This window comes from Pseudomonas laurylsulfativorans, assembly GCF_002906155.1.
GTDB lineage: Bacteria > Pseudomonadota > Gammaproteobacteria > Pseudomonadales > Pseudomonadaceae > Aquipseudomonas > Aquipseudomonas laurylsulfativorans.
Genome location: NZ_MUJK01000001.1, coordinates 497,725 through 516,626, shown reverse-complemented (window position 1 = coordinate 516,626; position 18,902 = coordinate 497,725). Strand labels below are relative to the sequence as shown.

General features: G+C 58.3%; 15 protein-coding genes and 1 pseudogene. 11 read left to right on the top strand and 5 right to left on the bottom strand.

The genetic code is table 11. From position 1 onward, the window contains the following. Positions 1-57 precede the first annotated feature (57 nt). Positions 58-1,542 carry an ATPase domain-containing protein gene (locus tag B0D71_RS02365; RefSeq protein WP_420825125.1) on the top strand — a complete coding sequence of 495 codons (1,485 nt, stop codon included), beginning with the start codon at positions 58-60 and terminating at the stop codon, positions 1,540-1,542. Further along, positions 1,539-3,209, top strand: coding sequence for an ATP-binding protein (locus B0D71_RS02360; protein WP_103393301.1), 1,671 nt, complete (start codon positions 1,539-1,541; stop codon positions 3,207-3,209). The genes B0D71_RS02365 and B0D71_RS02360 overlap by 4 nt, the downstream gene beginning before the upstream one ends. Before the next feature lie 4 nt (positions 3,210-3,213). On the opposite strand, the gene B0D71_RS02355 is transcribed toward B0D71_RS02360, so the two are convergent. The 5 genes from B0D71_RS02355 to B0D71_RS02335 form a co-directional block, all read right to left on the bottom strand. Next, a complete protein-coding gene (locus B0D71_RS02355) occupies positions 3,214-3,591 on the bottom strand; it encodes a response regulator (protein WP_103393300.1) in 378 nt (125 codons plus the stop codon). 77 nt (positions 3,592-3,668) lie between these two features. After that, entirely contained in the window at positions 3,669-4,850 is a 1,182-nt protein-coding gene (locus tag B0D71_RS02350; RefSeq protein ID WP_103393299.1) for a hybrid sensor histidine kinase/response regulator, read from the bottom strand. Next, a complete protein-coding gene (locus B0D71_RS02345) occupies positions 4,844-5,437 on the bottom strand; it encodes a chemotaxis protein CheB (protein ID WP_103393298.1) in 594 nt (197 codons plus the stop codon). The genes B0D71_RS02350 and B0D71_RS02345 overlap by 7 nt, the downstream gene beginning before the upstream one ends. Further along, complete coding sequence (locus tag B0D71_RS02340) at positions 5,434-6,267, bottom strand: CheR family methyltransferase (RefSeq protein WP_103393297.1); 834 nt, start codon at positions 6,265-6,267, stop codon at positions 5,434-5,436. Before B0D71_RS02340 ends, B0D71_RS02345 begins: the two co-directional genes overlap by 4 nt. Continuing rightward, positions 6,267-9,758 (bottom strand): response regulator, encoded by a 3,492-nt coding sequence (locus B0D71_RS02335; protein WP_103393296.1) that lies wholly within the window; start codon positions 9,756-9,758, stop codon positions 6,267-6,269. The genes B0D71_RS02340 and B0D71_RS02335 overlap by 1 nt, the downstream gene beginning before the upstream one ends. A 245-nt stretch (positions 9,759-10,003) precedes the next feature. On the opposite strand from B0D71_RS02335, the gene B0D71_RS02330 reads away from it, so the two are divergent. The 9 genes and pseudogenes from B0D71_RS02330 to B0D71_RS02290 all read left to right on the top strand — a co-directional run bounded on the left by B0D71_RS02330 (position 10,004) and on the right by B0D71_RS02290 (position 18,899). Further along, positions 10,004-10,366: a response regulator gene (locus B0D71_RS02330; protein WP_103393295.1), complete on the top strand. Its 363-nt coding sequence runs from the start codon at positions 10,004-10,006 to the stop codon at positions 10,364-10,366. A gap of 74 nt (positions 10,367-10,440) precedes the next feature. Then, entirely contained in the window at positions 10,441-11,739 is a 1,299-nt protein-coding gene (locus B0D71_RS02325) for a glycosyltransferase (RefSeq protein ID WP_103393294.1), read from the top strand. A 187-nt stretch (positions 11,740-11,926) separates the two neighbouring features. Next, positions 11,927-12,799, top strand: coding sequence for a phosphatidylinositol-specific phospholipase C domain-containing protein (locus tag B0D71_RS02320; RefSeq protein WP_103393293.1), 873 nt, complete (start codon positions 11,927-11,929; stop codon positions 12,797-12,799). Between the two features lie 99 nt (positions 12,800-12,898). After that, positions 12,899-13,789 (top strand): phosphatidylinositol-specific phospholipase C domain-containing protein, encoded by an 891-nt coding sequence (locus B0D71_RS02315; protein WP_103393292.1) that lies wholly within the window; start codon positions 12,899-12,901, stop codon positions 13,787-13,789. A 61-nt stretch (positions 13,790-13,850) separates the two neighbouring features. Beyond that, complete coding sequence (locus B0D71_RS02310; protein WP_103393291.1) at positions 13,851-14,756, top strand: AraC family transcriptional regulator; 906 nt, start codon at positions 13,851-13,853, stop codon at positions 14,754-14,756. Between the two features lie 93 nt (positions 14,757-14,849). Further along, positions 14,850-15,269: a hypothetical protein gene (locus tag B0D71_RS02305; protein WP_103393290.1), complete on the top strand. Its 420-nt coding sequence runs from the start codon at positions 14,850-14,852 to the stop codon at positions 15,267-15,269. Between the two features lie 193 nt (positions 15,270-15,462). Then, positions 15,463-15,912, top strand: a pseudogene (locus B0D71_RS02300) (TOBE domain-containing protein); the annotation flags it as partial. A gap of 16 nt (positions 15,913-15,928) precedes the next feature. Continuing rightward, entirely contained in the window at positions 15,929-17,401 is a 1,473-nt protein-coding gene (locus tag B0D71_RS02295; protein WP_103393289.1) for a mannitol dehydrogenase family protein, read from the top strand. 157 nt (positions 17,402-17,558) lie between these two features. After that, positions 17,559-18,899, top strand: a complete 1,341-nt coding sequence (locus B0D71_RS02290; RefSeq protein WP_103393288.1) for a xylulokinase — start codon at positions 17,559-17,561, stop codon at positions 18,897-18,899. Positions 18,900-18,902 lie beyond the last annotated feature (3 nt).

Below are 18,902 nucleotides of genomic sequence, written 5' to 3'. Positions count from 1 at the left end.
CATGGCTGCCTCGTTCCCAGGTCAGGAGAGGACGCTCATTTGTCTCTATTCAACGATATGAACCGTACCAAGGCCGCCACCGGCATCGAAGGTCTGGACGACATCCTCGATGGAGGGCTGTCTCGCGGTCATGTGTTTTTGCTGGAAGGCGAGCCGGGCACCGGCAAGACCACCGTGGCGTTGCATTTCCTGTTGGCAGGCGCGCAAGCCGGTGAACGCTCGTTGTACATCACGCTGTCCGAAACCGAACGCGAGTTGCGCCAGGGCGCCTTGTCCCATGGCTGGGAGATGGATGGAAACGTCCATATCTTCGAGCTGACGCCACCGGAAAGCCTGCTCAATGCCGAACAGCAGCAGACGCTGCTTTATTCCTCCGACCTTGAACTGGGCGAAGCGACCCGCCAGATCTTCGAAGTGGTCGAACGGATCAAACCGACCCGGGTTGTGCTGGACAGCCTTTCCGAGATTCGCCTGCTGGCGCAAAGCTCGCTGCGTTATCGCCGGCAGATCCTGGCGATCAAACACTATTTCGTGCGTTACGACGCCACGGTGCTGCTGCTCGATGACCTGACCACCGAGTCCCTGGACAAAACCGTGCACAGCGTCGCCCACGGCGTGATTCGCCTGGAAGAATTGACGCCAAACTATGGCGCCGAACGACGTCGCATCCGAGTGGTGAAGTACCGCGGCCAGAAGTACCGGGGTGGCTTTCATGACTTCACCATCATGGCCGACGGCGTGCATGTTTTCCCGCGCCTGGTGGCCGCCGAACATCGCGGTCAATACCTGCGTCAGCAATTGACCAGCGGCATCCGTGAAATGGATTCGCTGCTGGGCGGCGGCATCGAAACCGGTTCCAGCACCTTGATTCTCGGTCCGGCCGGGACCGGCAAATCGCTGATCTCCATGGTGTTCGCCGCCGCTGCCGTGGCCCGGGGTGAAAAAGCCGCGCTGTTCATTTTCGATGAAGAGATGGGGTTGCTGTTCGAGCGCATGAAGAACATCGGCATCGATTTGCAAGCCCTGCAAGACAGCGGCAATTTGCTGATCGAGCAAGTGGACGCGGCGGAACTCTCTCCCGGCGAGTTATCCCACCGGGTCCGGCGCTGTGTCGACGAAGGCAATATCAAAACCGTGGTGATCGACAGCATCAATGGCTATCAGGCGGCGATGCCAGAGGAGAACGCTTTGGTGCTGCACATGCACGAGTTGCTGCTGTACCTCAATCGCCAAGGCGCCGCGACCTTCATGACGGTTGCCCAGCATGGCCTGGTCGGTGACATGCAGGCCCCGGTCGACATCACTTACCTGGCCGATACGGTCATTCTGCTGCGTTACTTCGAAGCACTGGGCAAGGTACGGCGGGCCATTTCGATCATCAAGAAACGTACCGGCAGCCATGAATCGACCATCCGGGAATACCGCATCAGCGCCCAGGGCATGACCATCGGTGAACCGCTGGAAGCCTTCCAGGGTGTGTTGCGTGGCGTCCCCACCTATCTTGGGGCCAGCAACCCGTTGCTCGCGGACGAGATCCGGTGACGGCCATGCAAGCGACGCCCGAACGCGCAATCATCCTTGCACCACGAGGGCGCGACAGCCAGTTAGCCCTGATGATGCTCAACGAGGCAGGGTTTCACGGGGTGATCAGTCGCGACCTGCCAGGATTGTGCGCAGAACTGCAACAGGGTGCCGGCCTGCTGCTGATCTCCTCCGAGGCACTGCTCGGTGGTGACCTGGAACCGCTGATCCGGTTGATTGAACAGCAGCCCGCATGGTCGGACCTGCCGATCGTATTGATGACGCACCATGGCGGCCCGCAACAGAACCCGGCATCACGCTTCGGCCCGCAATTGGGCAACGTGACCTTCCTCGAACGGCCCTTTCACCCTGTCACGCTGATCAGCCTGGTCACCACGGCATTGCGCGGGCGGCGACGACAGTACGAAGCCAGGGACCGGCTGATCGACCTGAGCCAGAGCGAACTGCGCCTGCAAAACACCCTTGAGACCCTTGAACAGCAGGTGGAAGAGCGCACTGCGCAACTGCACCACAACGAAGAAGCGTTGCGCCAGTCGCAGAAAATGGAAGCGGTCGGCCAGCTTACCGGCGGTATCGCCCACGACTTCAACAACATGCTGACCGGCATCATCGGCAGCCTTGAATTGTTGCGTCGACGCCTGGCCCGGGGGCGAATGGAAGACCTGGACAGCCTGATCGATCTGGGGGTGACTTCAGCCAACCGTGCCGCGGGGCTGACTCACCGGCTGCTGGCGTTTTCCCGCCGCCAGTCGCTGGATTCCAAACCCGTGGAGATGAACACCCTGGTGATCTCCATGGATGAGTTGTTGCAACGCAGCATCAACGAAAGCATTCGCCTGGACATGCAACTGGACGAGCAGCTGTGGGTGGCCAAAGCCGATCCCAATCAACTGGAAAGCGCCCTGCTCAACCTGGTGATCAATGCCCGCGATGCCATGCCCAATGGCGGCAGACTGGTGGTGTCCACTTCGAACCAGCACCTGGAGTTGGATTTCACGCAAGCCCACAGCAATCTCGATGCCGGCGATTACGTGGTGCTCAGCGTGACCGATACCGGCTGCGGTATGCCGCAAAGCATCATCAACCGCGTCTTTGATCCGTTCTTCACCACCAAACCCATCGGCCAGGGCACGGGGCTGGGATTGTCAATGATCTACGGTTTCAGCAAACAGTCAGGCGGCCATGTCGCCATCCACAGCAAAGTAGGCGAAGGCACCACGGTCAGTCTGTTTCTGCCACGCTTTGGTGGTGACCTGCCCCAGGATCATCCACAAGACCTCGTACATTCGCCCTTCGCCAGTAATGGCGAGACGGTGTTGATTGTCGAGGACGATCCGGCGGTGCGGGTGCTGGTCAGCACGGTGTTGAGCGATCTGGGTTATGCCTTCGTCGAGGCCTGTGATGGCGATAGCGCGGTGCCGATCCTCGATTCGGCGCAGCGCATCGACCTGCTGATCAGCGATGTCGGCCTGCCCGGCATGAATGGCCGGCAACTGGCGGAAATCGGCCGGCAACTGCGACCCGAGCTCCGGGTGCTGTTCATCACCGGCTACGCCGAGCATGCAGCGGTGCGCGGCGGGTTCCTCGATCCGGGCATGCAGATGATCACCAAGCCATTTACCTTCGACCTGTTGACGGCGAAGGTCAGGGAGATGCTCAGCGCCTGACCGCTTACGAAAGCATGTCCTGCATCAGCTCCTGCAATTTGTCCAGGTCGAACGGTTTGTCCAGGATCGGCGCCCTGCGCGTGATCGGGCTGTCGGTGTCGCGAATTTCCTGGGCATAGCCGCTGATGAAAATCACCTTGAGTTCCGGTCGCAGCTTCACGGCGGGCTCGGCGATCTGCACGCCGGAGATACCGCCGGGCAGACGGAAGTCGGTGATCATCATGTCCAGGTGCGGTTTGCTCGCCAGGATCTCAAAAGCCTGTTCGCCGTTTTCGGCTTGCAATACGCGATAACCCTCGCCCGACAGGTAAGCCGACAGCACCATCAGAATCGAGGGATCGTCTTCGACGACGAGTACTACATCTTGTGCATCTTCGCTCATGGGAAGCCTTTGTTCGGTCAATTGCTGCTGATACGACCGTGGGGTCGATCAGAGGTTGCGTTTATCTGGCTGTTTTCCTACAGCGGCAGACAAACGCGAAACAAGGCGCCTTCGCCAATCCGGCTCTGGACCGTAATAGTACCGCCATGGGCCGCCACAATCTGTTCTGAAATAAACAAACCCAGGCCCAGTCCGGCGACGGCGTGCTTGGCCGATACGCGTTCGAACTGCTGGAAAATGCGTTTCTGGTTTTCTTCGCTGATGCCGATCCCATGGTCCTGTACGTCCACCAGCGCCTGGCCACCTTCACTGTAGACCTTCACCGAGATCGGGCTCTTGGCCCCGTAGCGCAAGGCGTTGGTCAGCAGGTTGGAAATGACCTGTTCAATACGAAACTCGTCCCAGTTTCCGATCACCGGTTGTTCGGCATCAAGGGTGACCGATGCCTCGGCGGCGTCGATCTGCTGGGAAAAGTTGTGCAGCACATCGCGAACCAGCGTCGAAAGATCGAACCGCGTCGGTCGGATCGACAACTTGCCGATGCGAATGCGCGAGACATCGAGCATGTCTTCTATCAAGCGAATGAGGCTTTTGATCTGCCGTTCGTCGCGATCGACCATGGCGTGCATCTTGTCCAGGGTGAAGGCGGCGGCGTTGTCCCGGGCCAGGTGCATCTTGCGCAGCTGGGTTTCAAGGATCAGGCCATTGAGCGGCGTGCGCACTTCGTGGGCGACAATGGACATGAAGTCATCGCGCATGCGCACCGCCTGCTCCAGTTCCAGCTGGGTGTTTTGCAGCTGCTTGAGCAGGGTTTCCTGATCGCGGCGACTTTGCTCCAGGGCCAGCACTTGTTCCTTCATCGCCTTGCTCTGGCGATACAGGTCGACGAACACATTGACCTTGCTCTTGACCGCGTGGATGTCCAGCGGTTTGTGCAGGAAGTCCACGGCACCGCTTTCATAGCCCTTGAAGGCGTAGTTCATTTCACGCCCGGCGGCACTGACGAAAACGATCGGGATGTTCCTGGTTTTTTCCGTGCCACGCATCAACTCGGCCAGCTCGAAGCCATTCATGCCAGGCATCTGCACATCGAGGATGGCCATGGCAAATTCGTGTTGCAACAGCAGTGACAAGGCTTCATCAGCGGACAGTGCCTTGTACACGATCCGGTCCTCGCGCTTGATCAGCGCTTCGAGCGCCAGCAGATTCTCCGGCAGATCGTCGACGATCAGCAGTTTGGCCTTGATATTACTCAGCATGCGATTCGTTCCAGCTCGACAAGCAGACGGCCGATGCCGCTTACGGGAAGTATGTGGTCCGGCTGGTGCAGGTCCAGTGCAGCCTGGGGCATGGTGGAAACCTGAGCCTCCTGCGGGTCTTGCACGATGGTCATGCCACCGTGCTGTTTGACCTGGGCCAACCCGCGTGCGCCGTCGTGATTGGCGCCGGTCAGCAATATCGCGGCCAGATGGGCGCCGTACGCATCGGCGGCCGATTCGAACAGGTAATCGATGGCAGGTCGCGAATGATGCACTCGCGGCTCCAGACTCAGGGAAAAGCTGCGGTCCTGCTCCACCGACAAGTGATAGCCCGGGGCGGCGAAATACAGCGTGCCGGCCTCGACCGAGGTCTTGTCGCACGCCTCCAGCACCGGCAGCGCAACACGACGGGAAAACACGTCCGCCAATTGGCTGCGGCGTGCGTCCGGCAAGTGCAGCACGACAATGATCGGCAGCGCGAAGCCTTCGCGCAGCGGTCCGAGGATATTCAGCAGCGCCTCTACGCCACCGGCGGAGGCACCGATGACAATGGCTTCGATCACTGGCAAACCCTTTGCACTTTTCATGATTTTCGGTAAATCCGTTCCTGTTTGACCAGCGGCTCGAACTGATTGCCGAAGGCCGAGAAATCCGGGGTTTCCTTACTGCCCAACACCAGGAATCCGCGATGGCAGAGGGACTCATGAAACAATCCGAACGCTCGATCCTGAAGTTTTTTATTGAAATAAATCAATACGTTGCGACACGAAATTAATTGAGTTTCTGAAAATACGCTATCCGTCGCCAGGCTGTGATCGGCGAACGTGACGTTCTCGCGCAATGTCTTGTCGAAAATCGCGTATCCGTAGGCCGCCGTATAGTAGTCGGCAAACGAACACTGGCCACCGGCCTGCTGGTAATTAGCAGTGTAGGCGCGGACGTTCTCCATCGAGAATATCCCTTGCTTGGCTTTTTCCAGGGAGCGCGGATTGATGTCGGTGGCGTAAATGATCGTACGGTCGAGCAGGCCCTCTTCGCGCAGCAGAATGGCCATCGAATAGACCTCTTCACCAGTGCTGCATCCGGCGATCCAGATCTTTATCGAAGGGTAGGTTCGCAGCAGCGGCACCACTTCCTTGCGGATGGCCAGGAAGTGCGAGGGGTCGCGGAACATCTCGCTGACCGGAATGGTCAGCAATTGCAGCAGTTGCATGAACGCGGTGGGGTCGTGCAGGACCTTTTCCTGCAACGCCGAGATGGTATTGCACTCGAACTGACTCAACGCATGATTGACCCGGCGCTTGATCGATGCGCCGGAGTAATCGCGAAAATCGTAGCTGTACTTGAGGTAGATCGCCTCGATCAACAACCGCAATTCGATTTCGCTGTTTCGCTCCACTGAAAAATTGCGCTCCACTAGATACGTTCCATCTTCGGTAACCACACACGAATCAGTGAAAACAGGCGATCCAGGTCGATGGGCTTGGCCAGGTAATCGTTGGCGCCGGCCTGCAGGCAGCGCTCCTGATCGTCCTTCATGGCCTTGGCCGTCACCGCAATGATTGGCAGCTTGCGCCAGCGCGGGTCCTTGCGGATTTCAACGGTGGCTTCAAAACCATCCATCTCCGGCATCATCACGTCCATCAACACCAGATCGATGTCCTCCACCTCATTCAATCGTTCGATCGCTTCGCGACCGTTGCGGCCAATGACCACGACGGCGCCCTTTTGCTCCAGCGCGCTAGTAAGGGCGAAAATGTTGCGCACATCGTCATCCACCAGCAGCACCTTGCGGCCCTCGAAGACCTTGTCGCGGCTGCGGGCGACCTTGAGCATCTTCTGCCGTTCATGGGACAACCGCGATTCGACTTTGTGCAGAAAAAGCGTCACCTCGTCCAGCAACCGCTCTGGCGAGCGTGCGCCCTTGATGATGATCGAGCGCGAATACTTGCGCAGTTCAGCCTCTTCATCCCGGGTCAGGTTGCGCCCGGTATAGACGATGACCGGTGGAAAGGAGCAGATGTCTTCGGTGGACATGCGCTTGAGCAAATCGTTGCCGAGCATGTCCGGCAGTTTGAGGTCGATGATCATGCAATCGAAAACGGACGTGCGCAGCAGATCCAGCGCCTCCTGAGCCAGGCCAACGGCAGTGATCTCGATGTCATCGTCGCCGATCAGGCGGGCAATGCTGTCGCGCTGCAAGTCATCGTCCTCGACCAGCAGCACGCGCTTGACCTTCTGCGTCAGCTTGGCTTCAAGGCGTGCAAACACGTCCTTGAGTTCCTCGCGGGTGGTCGGTTTGACCGCATAGCCGATGGCGCCCATGTGCATCGCCGCTTCGACCCGGTCTTCGACGGAAATTACGTGCACCGGGATGTGCCGGGTTTCGGCGTGTTCCTTCAGGCGTTGCAGCACGGTCAGGCCGGAATGATCCGGGAGGCGCATGTCCAGCAGGATCGCATCGGGGATGAACGCCTTGGCCAGGTCATAACCTTCATCGGCGCCGTGGGCCACCAGGCACTGATAACCCAGTTCATGGGCAAGGTCGTAGAGGATGTGCGCAAAGTTCGCCTCATCCTCCACCACCAGAATGCAACGGCCGGTAAACGGACCCTTGTTGCGGTCGTCGTCGAACCGCGCAATGTCGACGTCGGCGATCAGTGGCGACAATGTGGATGGCAATACACTCGGTGCAGCCGCCACAGGAGCCGCTCGCATCGGTTCAACAGGCCCATCGCCCGGTTCCACATACTGTTGAGGCAGTACCAAGGTGAACACACTGCCCTGCCCCGGCGTGCTGGTCACGCTGATGGAGCCGCCGAGCAAAGCTGCCAAATCACGGGAGATCGACAAACCCAGCCCGGTACCGCCATAACGTCGATTGGTGGTGCCATCGGCCTGGCGGAACGCTTCAAAAATGCTTTCGTGCTGATCCAGCGCAATGCCGATCCCGGAATCACGGATGCTGAACGCAATGCCGTCGTTCGGCGCCGTGGCGACGGACAGGCTGACACTACCGCCTTCAGTGAATTTCACGGCGTTGGACAACAGGTTCTTCAGGACCTGCTCCAGGCGCTGGCGGTCGGTGAACAGCATCAGCGGCGCGCCTTCCTGCACATCGAGCTGGAAATCCAGCTGCTTGTCCGTGGCCAAGGGCTGGAACATCCCACGCAGTCCCTCCACCAGACGCGTGACGCTGGTGTTCTCCGGACGGATTTCCAGCTTGCCGGCCTCGACCTTGGAAATGTCCAGGATGTCATTGATCAGGTTGAGCAAGTCATTGCCGGCGCAATAGATCGATTCGGCGAACTTGACCTGCTCGGCACTGAGGTTTTCCTCGGGGTTTTCTGCCAGCAGCTTGGCCAGAATCAACGAGCTGTTCAGCGGTGTGCGCAGTTCGTGGGACATGTTGGCGAGGAATTCGGACTTGTACTTGCTCGAGCGCTGCAACTCAAATGCGCGTTCTTCGAGCTGGATCTGGGCCTGATTGAGTTCGGTGTTTTTCAGGTCCATGGCGTCGCGTTGCTCGGCCAGTATTTCTGCCTGCTCGGCAAGTTGTTCGTTGGTCTGCTCCAGTTCCACCTGCTGGGTTTCCAGGTGCGCCTGGGACTCCTTGAGAACCCGCGACTGTTCTTCGAGCTCTTCGTTGGCGGTCTTGAGTTCTTCCTGCTGAACCTGCAATTCTTCATTGAGTTGCTGGGTTTCGGCCAACACCTCCTGCAATCGCTGGCGATAGCGTGCAGCTTCGATCGAGGTACCGATATTGCCGGCAATCAGCTCAAGCAATTCAATGTCACGGTCCGTCAGTGGACGCAGAAAGCCCAACTCGATCACGCCATTGACCCGGTCGTCGTCGCTGGTTGGCGCCACCAGCACACTGCGCGGCAAACCGTCGCCGAGACCGGAGCTGACCTTGAAATAATCCCCGGGAACCTCGTCCAGGCGAATCAGCCGCCCCTGCTGCGCCACCTGGCCGACAATGCCTTCTTCGCTGTAAATCTGCTGTTCACGTTCTTCTTGTTCACGAGAAAAACCGTAGGTGGCGATGCGCTTGAGGCCGCCGTGGTCTTCGCGCACATAAATAGCCGCCACGGCGGTGCCCAGGTACTGCGCGCAGAATTGCAGGATGTTGCGTCCCAGCAGGTTCAAGCTCAACTGTCCCAATACCTGCTCGGCGAGTTCGGTCTGGCCGTTGCGCAGCCAGGCCTGTTGCTCCAGGCGACGGGCGCTGGCTTGTTGGGCCGCGAGATTGACGCTGTAGTTTTGCGAAAGGTTGAGCAAATCGCGGCGCCCGACATACGCCAGCAAGCCACTGACGCCGGCGATGAACAACAGATAGAGGCTGATGCTCATGACCGTGGTGCGTCGCACTTCACCATTGCGCGATGTGCGTAGTTGCTGCTCGGTATCGATCACTTCTTCGAACTGCTTGCGAATTTCATCGGTCAAGCGTTTGCCGCGCCCGGCCTTGACCGCGGAGCGATAATCACCACTGCTGCGTTGCAGATCGATCATCGACTGCGCATAACTGGTCCACTCCAACTGCAATGCCTGCAAGCGCAGTAAACGGTCGGTTTGCACCGGGTTATCGGCGGTCAGCTCGAGCAAGGTGTTGAGGGCCACGGCAATTCGCGGCTTGGCGGTTTCGTAGGGATCGAGGAAATGTTCGTCGCCACTGAGCAGGAAACCGCGCATCCCGGTTTCCAGGTCAACGGTCAGTTTGACCGCTTCATTGGCGTTATTGATCACCCGGTCGGTGTGTTCCACCCACTGGATCGTCGACAGTAAATAGGTGATCAGCGACACGAAGAACACAGCACTGATAAGGCCAAGACCCAACGGCAGGCTGATGTTGCGGCTCAGGAGTTTACGAAATCGTTGCTCATCAACCGAGGACGCAGAGGTCATGGGGCAGGCCTTGTCGAACTGTCAGGATGCAGGGAGTTTGCCCCAAAACTGGCACATTGATCCAATTTTCTGACATGTTTTCGCGCAATGTCCTACATTGCGCTGTGTCCGCGTTATCCTTGCCTGGGCAGCGCCGTGAACGCTTTTTCCATTGCGCTGGGAACTTGTCGGGATCCGACATTACTCATGCAATAGGCCGGCGATTTGCTGCGACCGGCAATACCAATCTTTTCGGGAATTCGACCATGTCATCCGCCAACGCCTCCACCATCCTCGTCGTCGAAGACGATGCCATCGTGCGCATGCTGATCGTCGACGTACTGGAGGAACTGGACTTCACGGTGCTGGAAGCCGATGGCAGCGAACAGGCGCTGGAGACGCTCAAGGACGTGAACCAACACATTGACTTGATGATGACTGATGTTGGCCTGCCGGTCATGGACGGCCGCGAACTGGCCACCCTCGCCCGCACGATACGCCCCAGCCTGCCCATCCTGTTTGCCAGCGGCTACGCCGAAAACATTGAAGTGCCTCAAGGCATGCACTTGATCGGCAAACCGTTCTCCATTGATCAGTTGCGCGACAAGGTCAAAAGCATTCTCGGGTGACCCTGCGCTGCGCTGTGGTTTAATGCGCGCCTTTTTTGTCCCTAACCTGTCTTCGCTTCAAGGAACTCCCGTACATGATTGAGCCCCACGCAACCAAAGTCCTGGTCATTGGTTACGTCTGGCCCGAGCCCCGCTCTTCCGCGGCCAGCGGGCATGTCATGCAAATTCTCGAGGTTCTCCTGCAACAGGGCTGGGACATCACGTTCAGCAGCCCGGCGGGCTTCGGTGAGCAACGTGCAGACCTGACAGCGATGGGAATACACGAAGTTCCCATCGAGCTGAACAACAGCAGTTTCGACGCCTTCATCAGCGAACTGGCGCCGGACATTGTGTTGTTCGATCAATTCATGATGGAGGAGCAGTTCGGCTGGCGTGTCGAAAAGCATTGTCCCGATGCGTTGCGCGTGCTCGAAAGTTGCGACCTGCAAAGTCTCAGGCATGGCCGGCATCAACGCCTCAAGGTGCGTTTAAAGGGCAGTGAGGACAACAATGACTTCAGCGACCTGTTCGCCCAGGCAGCGCGTGAAGAATTCGAGTACATGGCCGATACCGACCTGGCGAAGCGCGAGATCGCCTCGTTTTATCGCTGTGATTTGACGCTGATGGTTTCCGAGGTGGAAATCGAATTGCTGGTCGAGCAGTTCAGGATTGCGCGCAACCTATTGCACTGGTGCCCATTGATGGTCGATCTTCCGACCGGTGCGCCAGCTGCGTACGAAGACCGGGCACACTTTCTTCATATCGGTAACTTTCGCCATGCGCCCAACTGGGATGCGGTGCTCTGGTTGAAAACCGCTATCTGGCCGTTGGTTCGCGAGCAATTGCCCGGCGCTCAATTACATATCTATGGGGCCTACACCCCACCCAAGGCGACTGCCCTGCATAACCCGGCCCAAGGCTTTCATGTGATGAACTGGGCCGAGGACGCCCTGCAAGTCATGTCGTCGGCGCGTGTCTGTATGGCGCCCCTGCGATTTGGCGCGGGAATCAAAGGCAAGATTGTCGATGCGATGCTCTGTGGCACACCTAATGTGACGACACCTGTCGGTGCGGAGGCGATGCACGGCGACGAGGCGTGGCCCGGTGCAGTGACCTGTTCGGCACGCGAGTTCGCCAATCAAGCCGTGCAACTCCACAATGACAAGACCCGTTGGCTGGACGCCCAGACGCACGCACACACCCTGCTTGCCCGCCGTTACCAGAAATCCGTTCATGGCCCGGCCTTGATCCAGCGGCTGGTCGAATGCCAACGGGATCTGGCAAACATCAGACGAGATAACTTTACCGGCAGCATGCTGCGTCATCATCAGCACAAGAGCACTCAATACATGGCGCAATGGATCGAGGTCAAAAATCGCACCCACACAACATGAAGATGGACAGCAGACACGTTTAGCCAAACCGCTTGCAGCAAGACTCAAAAAGACGCCGACAAGATACCTCTGGTATCAAGTCGGCGTTTGTAATTTCGACCCTTGAAAATTATAAACAAACAGCAATTTCTAACTACATACACACCCAACAAAGTTAATAACCTCCATTTATGCAAGGATGCATTCAATGAACAATTTCGCACTGAAAAATTTCAAACTCAGCCACTGGATGGCGTCCGATTCAATAATCGAGACATTGGCACTTGGCGATTTGATTTTGCCGGGAGCCCATAATAGTGGGGTAGACAAAAAGGCCACGTATGCAGCACCCGGTGTTGCTCATTGGGTGGCATGCCAGAGCCACTCTTTTTACGAGCAGATGCGCAATGGCGCGCGCGCCATCGATGCCAGAATCGAATATCACGTGGACTCCCGCGGCGTCGGCACGTTCTGGTTCCAGCACGCCGGGATACGCTCATCCCGCTCATTGGAAAACCTGATCATGCAGGTGATTCGTTTCCTTGAGGAAAGCCCTGATGAGTTTGTGCTACTGGATTTCCATGAGCTGAAATCCGGTAATGTCGACTTCGACCATCGAGAATTCGGCAGGTTTTTATTGATGCACCTGGGGCAGAGAGTCATTCCGTCGAGCAACAGGCACCTGAATCTGGGGCAATTGAAACAGGCAAGCCACGTACAACGAGTCTGGTTGGCCGCCAATCGCCACGAGGCTCTGGATCCTGCCTGGTTTCTCCAGAGAATCGAACATCGGTGGAGCGGGATTGAGGACACCAGCGTCGTCGAACTGGAAAATCACATCGCCCGAACATTACAGGCCCCACCCATTGGCTCCATGCCATGGTCGCTCTCCGCGACCAGTTACAGCATCGCGCTGGGACCTGTGGACATCAAGGAGCACCTCGATCGATGGTTCGATCCGGAGTCCGGTAATTGGGTGTTCAACTGCAGCATTATCAATGCAGATTTTTTCGAAGAGTCTCGCCTCGTGCACAACTGCCGGGCCGCTAACATAATCAAAGCACAGCGACGCACCAAATAAATAACACCTTTGCGCTATCAGACAAGCTAACTTCACGCCTGCCACAACCTAAAAGCAGTTGAACCATTGGACGGTTCCATTGAATAACAAGGAGTCAGCATGGCTGATAGCGCAATAGGATTACTCAACAAGCAAACTTGGATGAGCAACACGCTGGAGATAGACAAACTAAAACTGACTGACATTGTATGGCCTTGCGCACATAACTGCGGCATGGACAAAAAAGCGCCCAATCATGATGTCGTACTCGGCCACTGGACGATTTGTCAGAACGACACCTTTGCCTGGCAACTGGACAACGGCGCCCGCGCCTTTGATATCCGACTGGGCGACTCGGCCGGTGCGACTCGATCCGGCTTCTACTTTCATCACAACGGCTTTCGCTCGCACCGCGTCCTGGACGACCTGATTGACGCGGTGCTGCTATTCCTCGATAGAAACCCGGATGAATTCATCGTGCTGGACTTCCATCAACTGGCCGATGGCAACAAGCCTTTCGATCATAAAAGGCTGAATGACTGGCTCATACGTCAACTTGGGCGGCGGGCTGTCCTGCCTGGCGACGGTTTCAAAACGGTTGGTGAACTGAAAAGTGCGAGCCGGCATCGTCGTGTGATCATCGCGGCACCTGCCCTGCCGGACCTCGATGGCGCTTATTTCTGGCCGCGTATCCCGCACAAGTGGCGCGACCAGACCTTTTCCAGCCCCGCCGAACTGCAACGCTATATCGCACAAACCCTGGAAGAGGTGCCCGATGAGACATTCCTCTGGTCACTGTCCGCGACCACCTATTCGTTGCTCGGCGGGCCCGCGAACATCAAACGGCAGATCAACGACTGGTTCAACACCACGGGAGGCTGGGTTACGCGTTGCAGCCTCATCAGTACCGACTTTTTCGATGAATCCGAAATCGTCCGTTATTGCTGGAGCGCGACCAGCATGAAAGCGGTTTACGGCCATGCCTTGCATGAGCACGCAAACAGGCGGTAGTAGCGTTACTCACCCGGCAGGAGGCATGATCCGGGCGGGATAACAACACAAGCGCCCTGACATGACCCGCACCACCAGAGTTACCGATCCTTCCTATGAATTGATGGACGACCACAACGGCTTGTCCATCATTTACCGCCAGCATGGTTTTCCCTGCCCGCTGGTGCGCTGGCATTTCCACAAGGAATACGAACTGCACCTGATCGTCGCCAGCTCCGGCAAGGTGTTTATTGGCGATTACATCGGCAATTTCTATCCGCAGACACTGTTCCTGACCGGCCCCAATTTGCCCCACAACTGGATCAGCCAGGTGGCCGAGGACGAAGTGGTTCCCAAGCGCGATATGCTGGTCAACTTCACCGACGAGCTGTTCGACAGCGGCTATCAGGTATTCGCCGAACTCAAGGCCTTGGCGCCGTTGCTGGAACGCGCGCAGTACGGCATCGAGTTTCGCTGCAAGCACACGATCCACCAGGCGATGGGCCTGATGCAGCGTATCGCCGACAGCCAGGGCATGACCCGCCTCGGGCACTTTTTCATCCTCCTGGAACTGCTTGCGGCCTGCGACGATTACCAGTTGCTCTCCGGCGCGACGACCCCGCAACTGGCCGACGAGAACAGCGTCGACCGCACCAACCGCGCGGTGGATTACATCTTCGCTCATTACGCAAGGGAGCTGCCGCTGGAGGAAGTCGCGGCACACCTGGGCATGAAGCCGACGTACTTCAGCCGCGTGTTCAAACAGGCCACCGGGCGCTGTTTCATCGAGTTCGTCAATCGACTGCGGATCAGCAAGTCTTGCGAGTTGCTGGCCGATGGCGACAAACCGGTGACCGACGTGTGTTTCGAATCGGGCTTCAACAATATCTCCAACTTCAACCGGCGCTTCCAGCAACTCAAGGGCATGACGCCTTCGCACTACCGACGACTGGTGGTGCAGCGGCTAACCGAGCAAAATCTCGGATAGCCGCTGGTCGAAACTGGTAGTTTTGACAGTGGTTTGGTCGTGATGGGTTATCCATGCTTGGATCTCCGACCATCCACATCGAGACCTCAGACCATGTGCCCAGAGTCCCCGCAAGATTCCGTCGCTCCAACAAACATCAACGAATACGTACGCTTCGACACGCCGGGAGAAACCGGGGGCTGGACGGGCGAAGGTGAAGTCAGACGCGATGACATCGCCAACATGTACTGCTGGTTTTCAACCGATGCCCAGCGGGATTTTGGACAACAACTGCCGCCGTCGGTTGATGTCCGGGTATTAATCCGCCTCCGCGGTCTTTTTCCCGGGGAAACATTGATTGCTACGCATCCCGCTGGTGTCGGCGAGATCAAGGGGATGCCCTTTCGAGAGCACAGTTTGTATCTGATTCAAGGTGCCAAAGCCGATGCGAATGGAGGATTCTTCATGCAGTTCAGATTGGCCACCGGACAAACCATGTCAATTGAGTCGATCCAGATATTAGCGCCCGTTTGAGGTAACGCAAAGCAAGGGCTAGCATTTCAGCAACACTCCATCAGTGCAAAATAGTATTAGCCTAAGTGCTGCCAACGCTTTGTCATCGTCCGTATTGAAGGTTGTAATCAGTGCACATTCTTCCTGCCTTCGGAAGACACAAAAACAATAACTGTCCTTCTGTACCCCGCCGGGTGCAGAAAAGGAGTGCACGATGGATCTCTACCACCAGCCTGCCAATCTGTTCGTCGCCGGCTTTCTCGGCACACCGAAAATGATCTTCCTCAAGGGCAAGGTTACCCGTGTAGACGGCCAGGGCTGTGAAGTGCAGCTGGACGCCGGTGCCCCTATCAACCTGCCCTTGAGCGGTCGGCACCTGAGCGTCGGCGGCGCGGTAACGCTGGGCATTCGCCCGGAACATCTGGAGCTGGCCAAACCCGGCGACTGCACCTTGCAGGTCACCGCCGATGTCAGCGAACGCCTGGGCAGTGACACCTTCTGCCACGTGCGGACGGCATCTGGCGAAGCCCTGACCCTGCGCGCTCGCGGCGACCTGGCCAGCCGCTACGGTGAAACCCTGAGCCTGCCTCTGGACGCCCGACACTGCCATTTATTCGATGCCGACGGCGTGGCGTTGACACGCCCGTTGCGCGTTGCTGCCTGATTTGCAAGAGCCTGCGATGAAACTGAACAGACAGAACCTCAACCGCCTCGCGCCCGAAGTGGTCCTGCCCGCCTTTGTGTTGGGCGATACCCGCCAAGGCATCGCGCACATCGGCGTCGGCGGCTTCCATCGCGCCCATCAGGCGTTTTACACCGATGCGCTGATGAACACCGGAGAAGCGCTGGACTGGGCAATCTGTGGTGTCGGCCTGCGTGCCGAGGACCGCCGCGCCCGTGACGATCTCCAGCAACAGGATTACCTGTTCACCCTGTTCGAACTCGGCGACAGCAACGACACCGAAGTGCGGGTGATCGGCGCCCTTCGCGACATGCTGCTGGCTGAAGACGGCGTCCAGGCGTTGATCGACAAGCTGGCCAGTCCCGAGATCCGCATCGTCTCGCTGACCATCACCGAAGGTGGCTACTGCATCGATGACAGCACCGGCGAATTCATGCCGCACTTGCCGCAGATCCAGCATGACCTGGCGTACCCCGACACCCCGAAAACCGTGTTCGGCTTCCTCTGCGCGGCACTGGACAGGCGCCGCGCCGCGGGCACACCGGCCTTCACCCTGATGTCCTGCGATAACCTGCCACACAACGGCGCAGTGACACGCAAGGCCCTTCTGGCCTTCGCCGCCTTGCACGACAGCGATTTGCGCGACTGGATCGATGCCAACGTCAGTTTCCCCAACGCGATGGTCGATCGCATCACGCCGATGACCAGCACCCTGCATCGCCTGCAACTGGCCGACCAGCATGGGGTGGACGATGCCTGGCCGGTGGTCTGCGAACCCTTCGTGCAATGGGTGTTGGAAGACAAGTTCGTCAACGGACGCCCGGCCTGGGAAAAGGTCGGCGTGCAATTCACCGACGACGTCACGCCCTACGAAGACATGAAGATCAAGCTGCTTAACGGCAGTCATCTGGCGCTGACGTACCTGGGATTCTTGAAGGGTTACCGCTTCGTCCACGAGACCATGAACGACCCACTGTTCGTGCGCTACATGCGTGCTTACATGGATCTGGACGTGACCCCGCAACTGGCGCCGGTGCCGGGCATCGACCTGACCGCGTACAAAGACACGCTGGTGGCGCGTTTCTCCAATCAGGCAATTGCCGATCAGCTTGAACGGGTGTGTTCCGACGGCTCGTCGAAGTTTCCGAAATTCACCGTGCCGACCATCAACCGCTTGATCGTCGATGGCGGTGAGACCAAGCGTGCAGCGTTGGTGGTGGCGGCGTGGGCGCTGTACCTCAAAGGCGTGGATGAGCATGGCGAGACCTACTCGATTCCTGACCCGCGCGCAGCGTTCTGCCAGGCACTGTTAGCCGATGATGGGCTGATCACCCAGCGTTTGCTGGCGGTCGAGGAGATTTTTGGTACGACGATCGCGCGCGCGCCGGAGTTTGTCGCGGCGTTCGAGTGGTGCTGCAACAGTTTGCGGGAAGTGGGGGTGTCAAGAACTCTGGAGCGGGTCCTGGCGTAGTGTCAGTGGTGTAACTCCTGGCGCTTTCGCGAGCAGGCTCGCTCCCACAATGGATAGCATCGCGCACAACATGTGTGTCCTCTGAAGATCCCCTGTGGGAGCGAGCCTGCTCGCGATTGGCTTCAATGATAATCACCTGACGATCCAGGGACTTTGCATGACAACCCAACAACACTACCTCGGCATCGACTGCGGCACCCGGGGCACCAAAGCCATCATCCTCGATGCGGCCAGTGGTGAAGTGCTCGGTCATGGAGCGGCCAGCCACAGCCTGATCAGCGGCGCCAATGGCCGTCGCGAGCAGGACACTGACCAGTGGCTCGAAGCCTTCGCCATCGCCACCCGCCGCGCTTTGTTGGCGGCCAAGGTCGATGGCCAGTCGATCCAGGGCATTGGCGTGTCCGGGCAGCAGCACGGCCTGGTGCTGCTCGACGATCAGGGCAAGGTGCTGCGCCCGGCCAAACTCTGGTGTGACACCGAAACCACACCGCAGAATAACCGCCTGCTGGCCCATCTGGGCGGTGAAAAGGCTTCGCTGGAACGCCTGGGCGTGGTCATTGCGCCAGGCTACACCCTGTCCAAACTGTTATGGACCAAAGAGCAGCACCCCGAGGTGTTTTCCCGGATCGCCCGCATACTGTTGCCCCACGACTTTCTCAACCATTGGCTCACCGGACGCAGTTGCAGTGAGTACGGCGATGCCTCCGGCACCGGGTATTTCAACGTTCGAACCCGTCAGTGGGATTTGCAATTGTTGCTTGACATCGATCCGAGCGGGCGCCTGCAAGCGGCCCTGCCGGAACTGATCGATGCCCATCAGCCGGTCGGCACGATACTGCCGGGGATTGCCGAACACCTGGGCATCAACCCACGGGCACGGGTGTCCAGTGGCGGCTGGCTGCCGTTGATCTGCACCATGAACCTGACCAATGCCACCGGGCTGATTCGCGACCTGCTGGAACTCGACATCGATCAATTCAACGAGCTCGTTGCCCAGGCGCCGATCGGTGCCGAAGGTGTGTGCATGCTGCCGTTCTTCAACGGCGAGCGGGTGCCCGCCCTGCCCCATGCCAGCGGCAGCCTGACGGGCCTGACCATGACCAACCTGACCCGGGCCAACCTGTGCCGCGCGGTGGTGGAAGGCACGACGTTCGGTTTACGTTACGGGCTGGACCTGCTACGCCACAATGGCTTACAAAGCCGCAGCATTCGGCTGATCGGCGGTGGCTCGAAAAGCACGGTGTGGCGGCAGATCGTCGCCGATACCATGAATACACCGGTGATCTGCACCGAACAAAGCGAGGCCGCGGCCCTGGGTGCGGCGATTCAGGCGGCCTGGTGTGTATCCTGGGCAAACGGGCACGAAGACAGTCTGGCGCACTTGTGCGAGCGCTGTGTGAAACTCGACCCGGCCAGTGAAACCCTGCCGGTCGCCGACAATGTACAAGCCTGTCAGCAGGCGTATGAACGCTATCAACAGCATGTCGCAACCCTTTGAAGA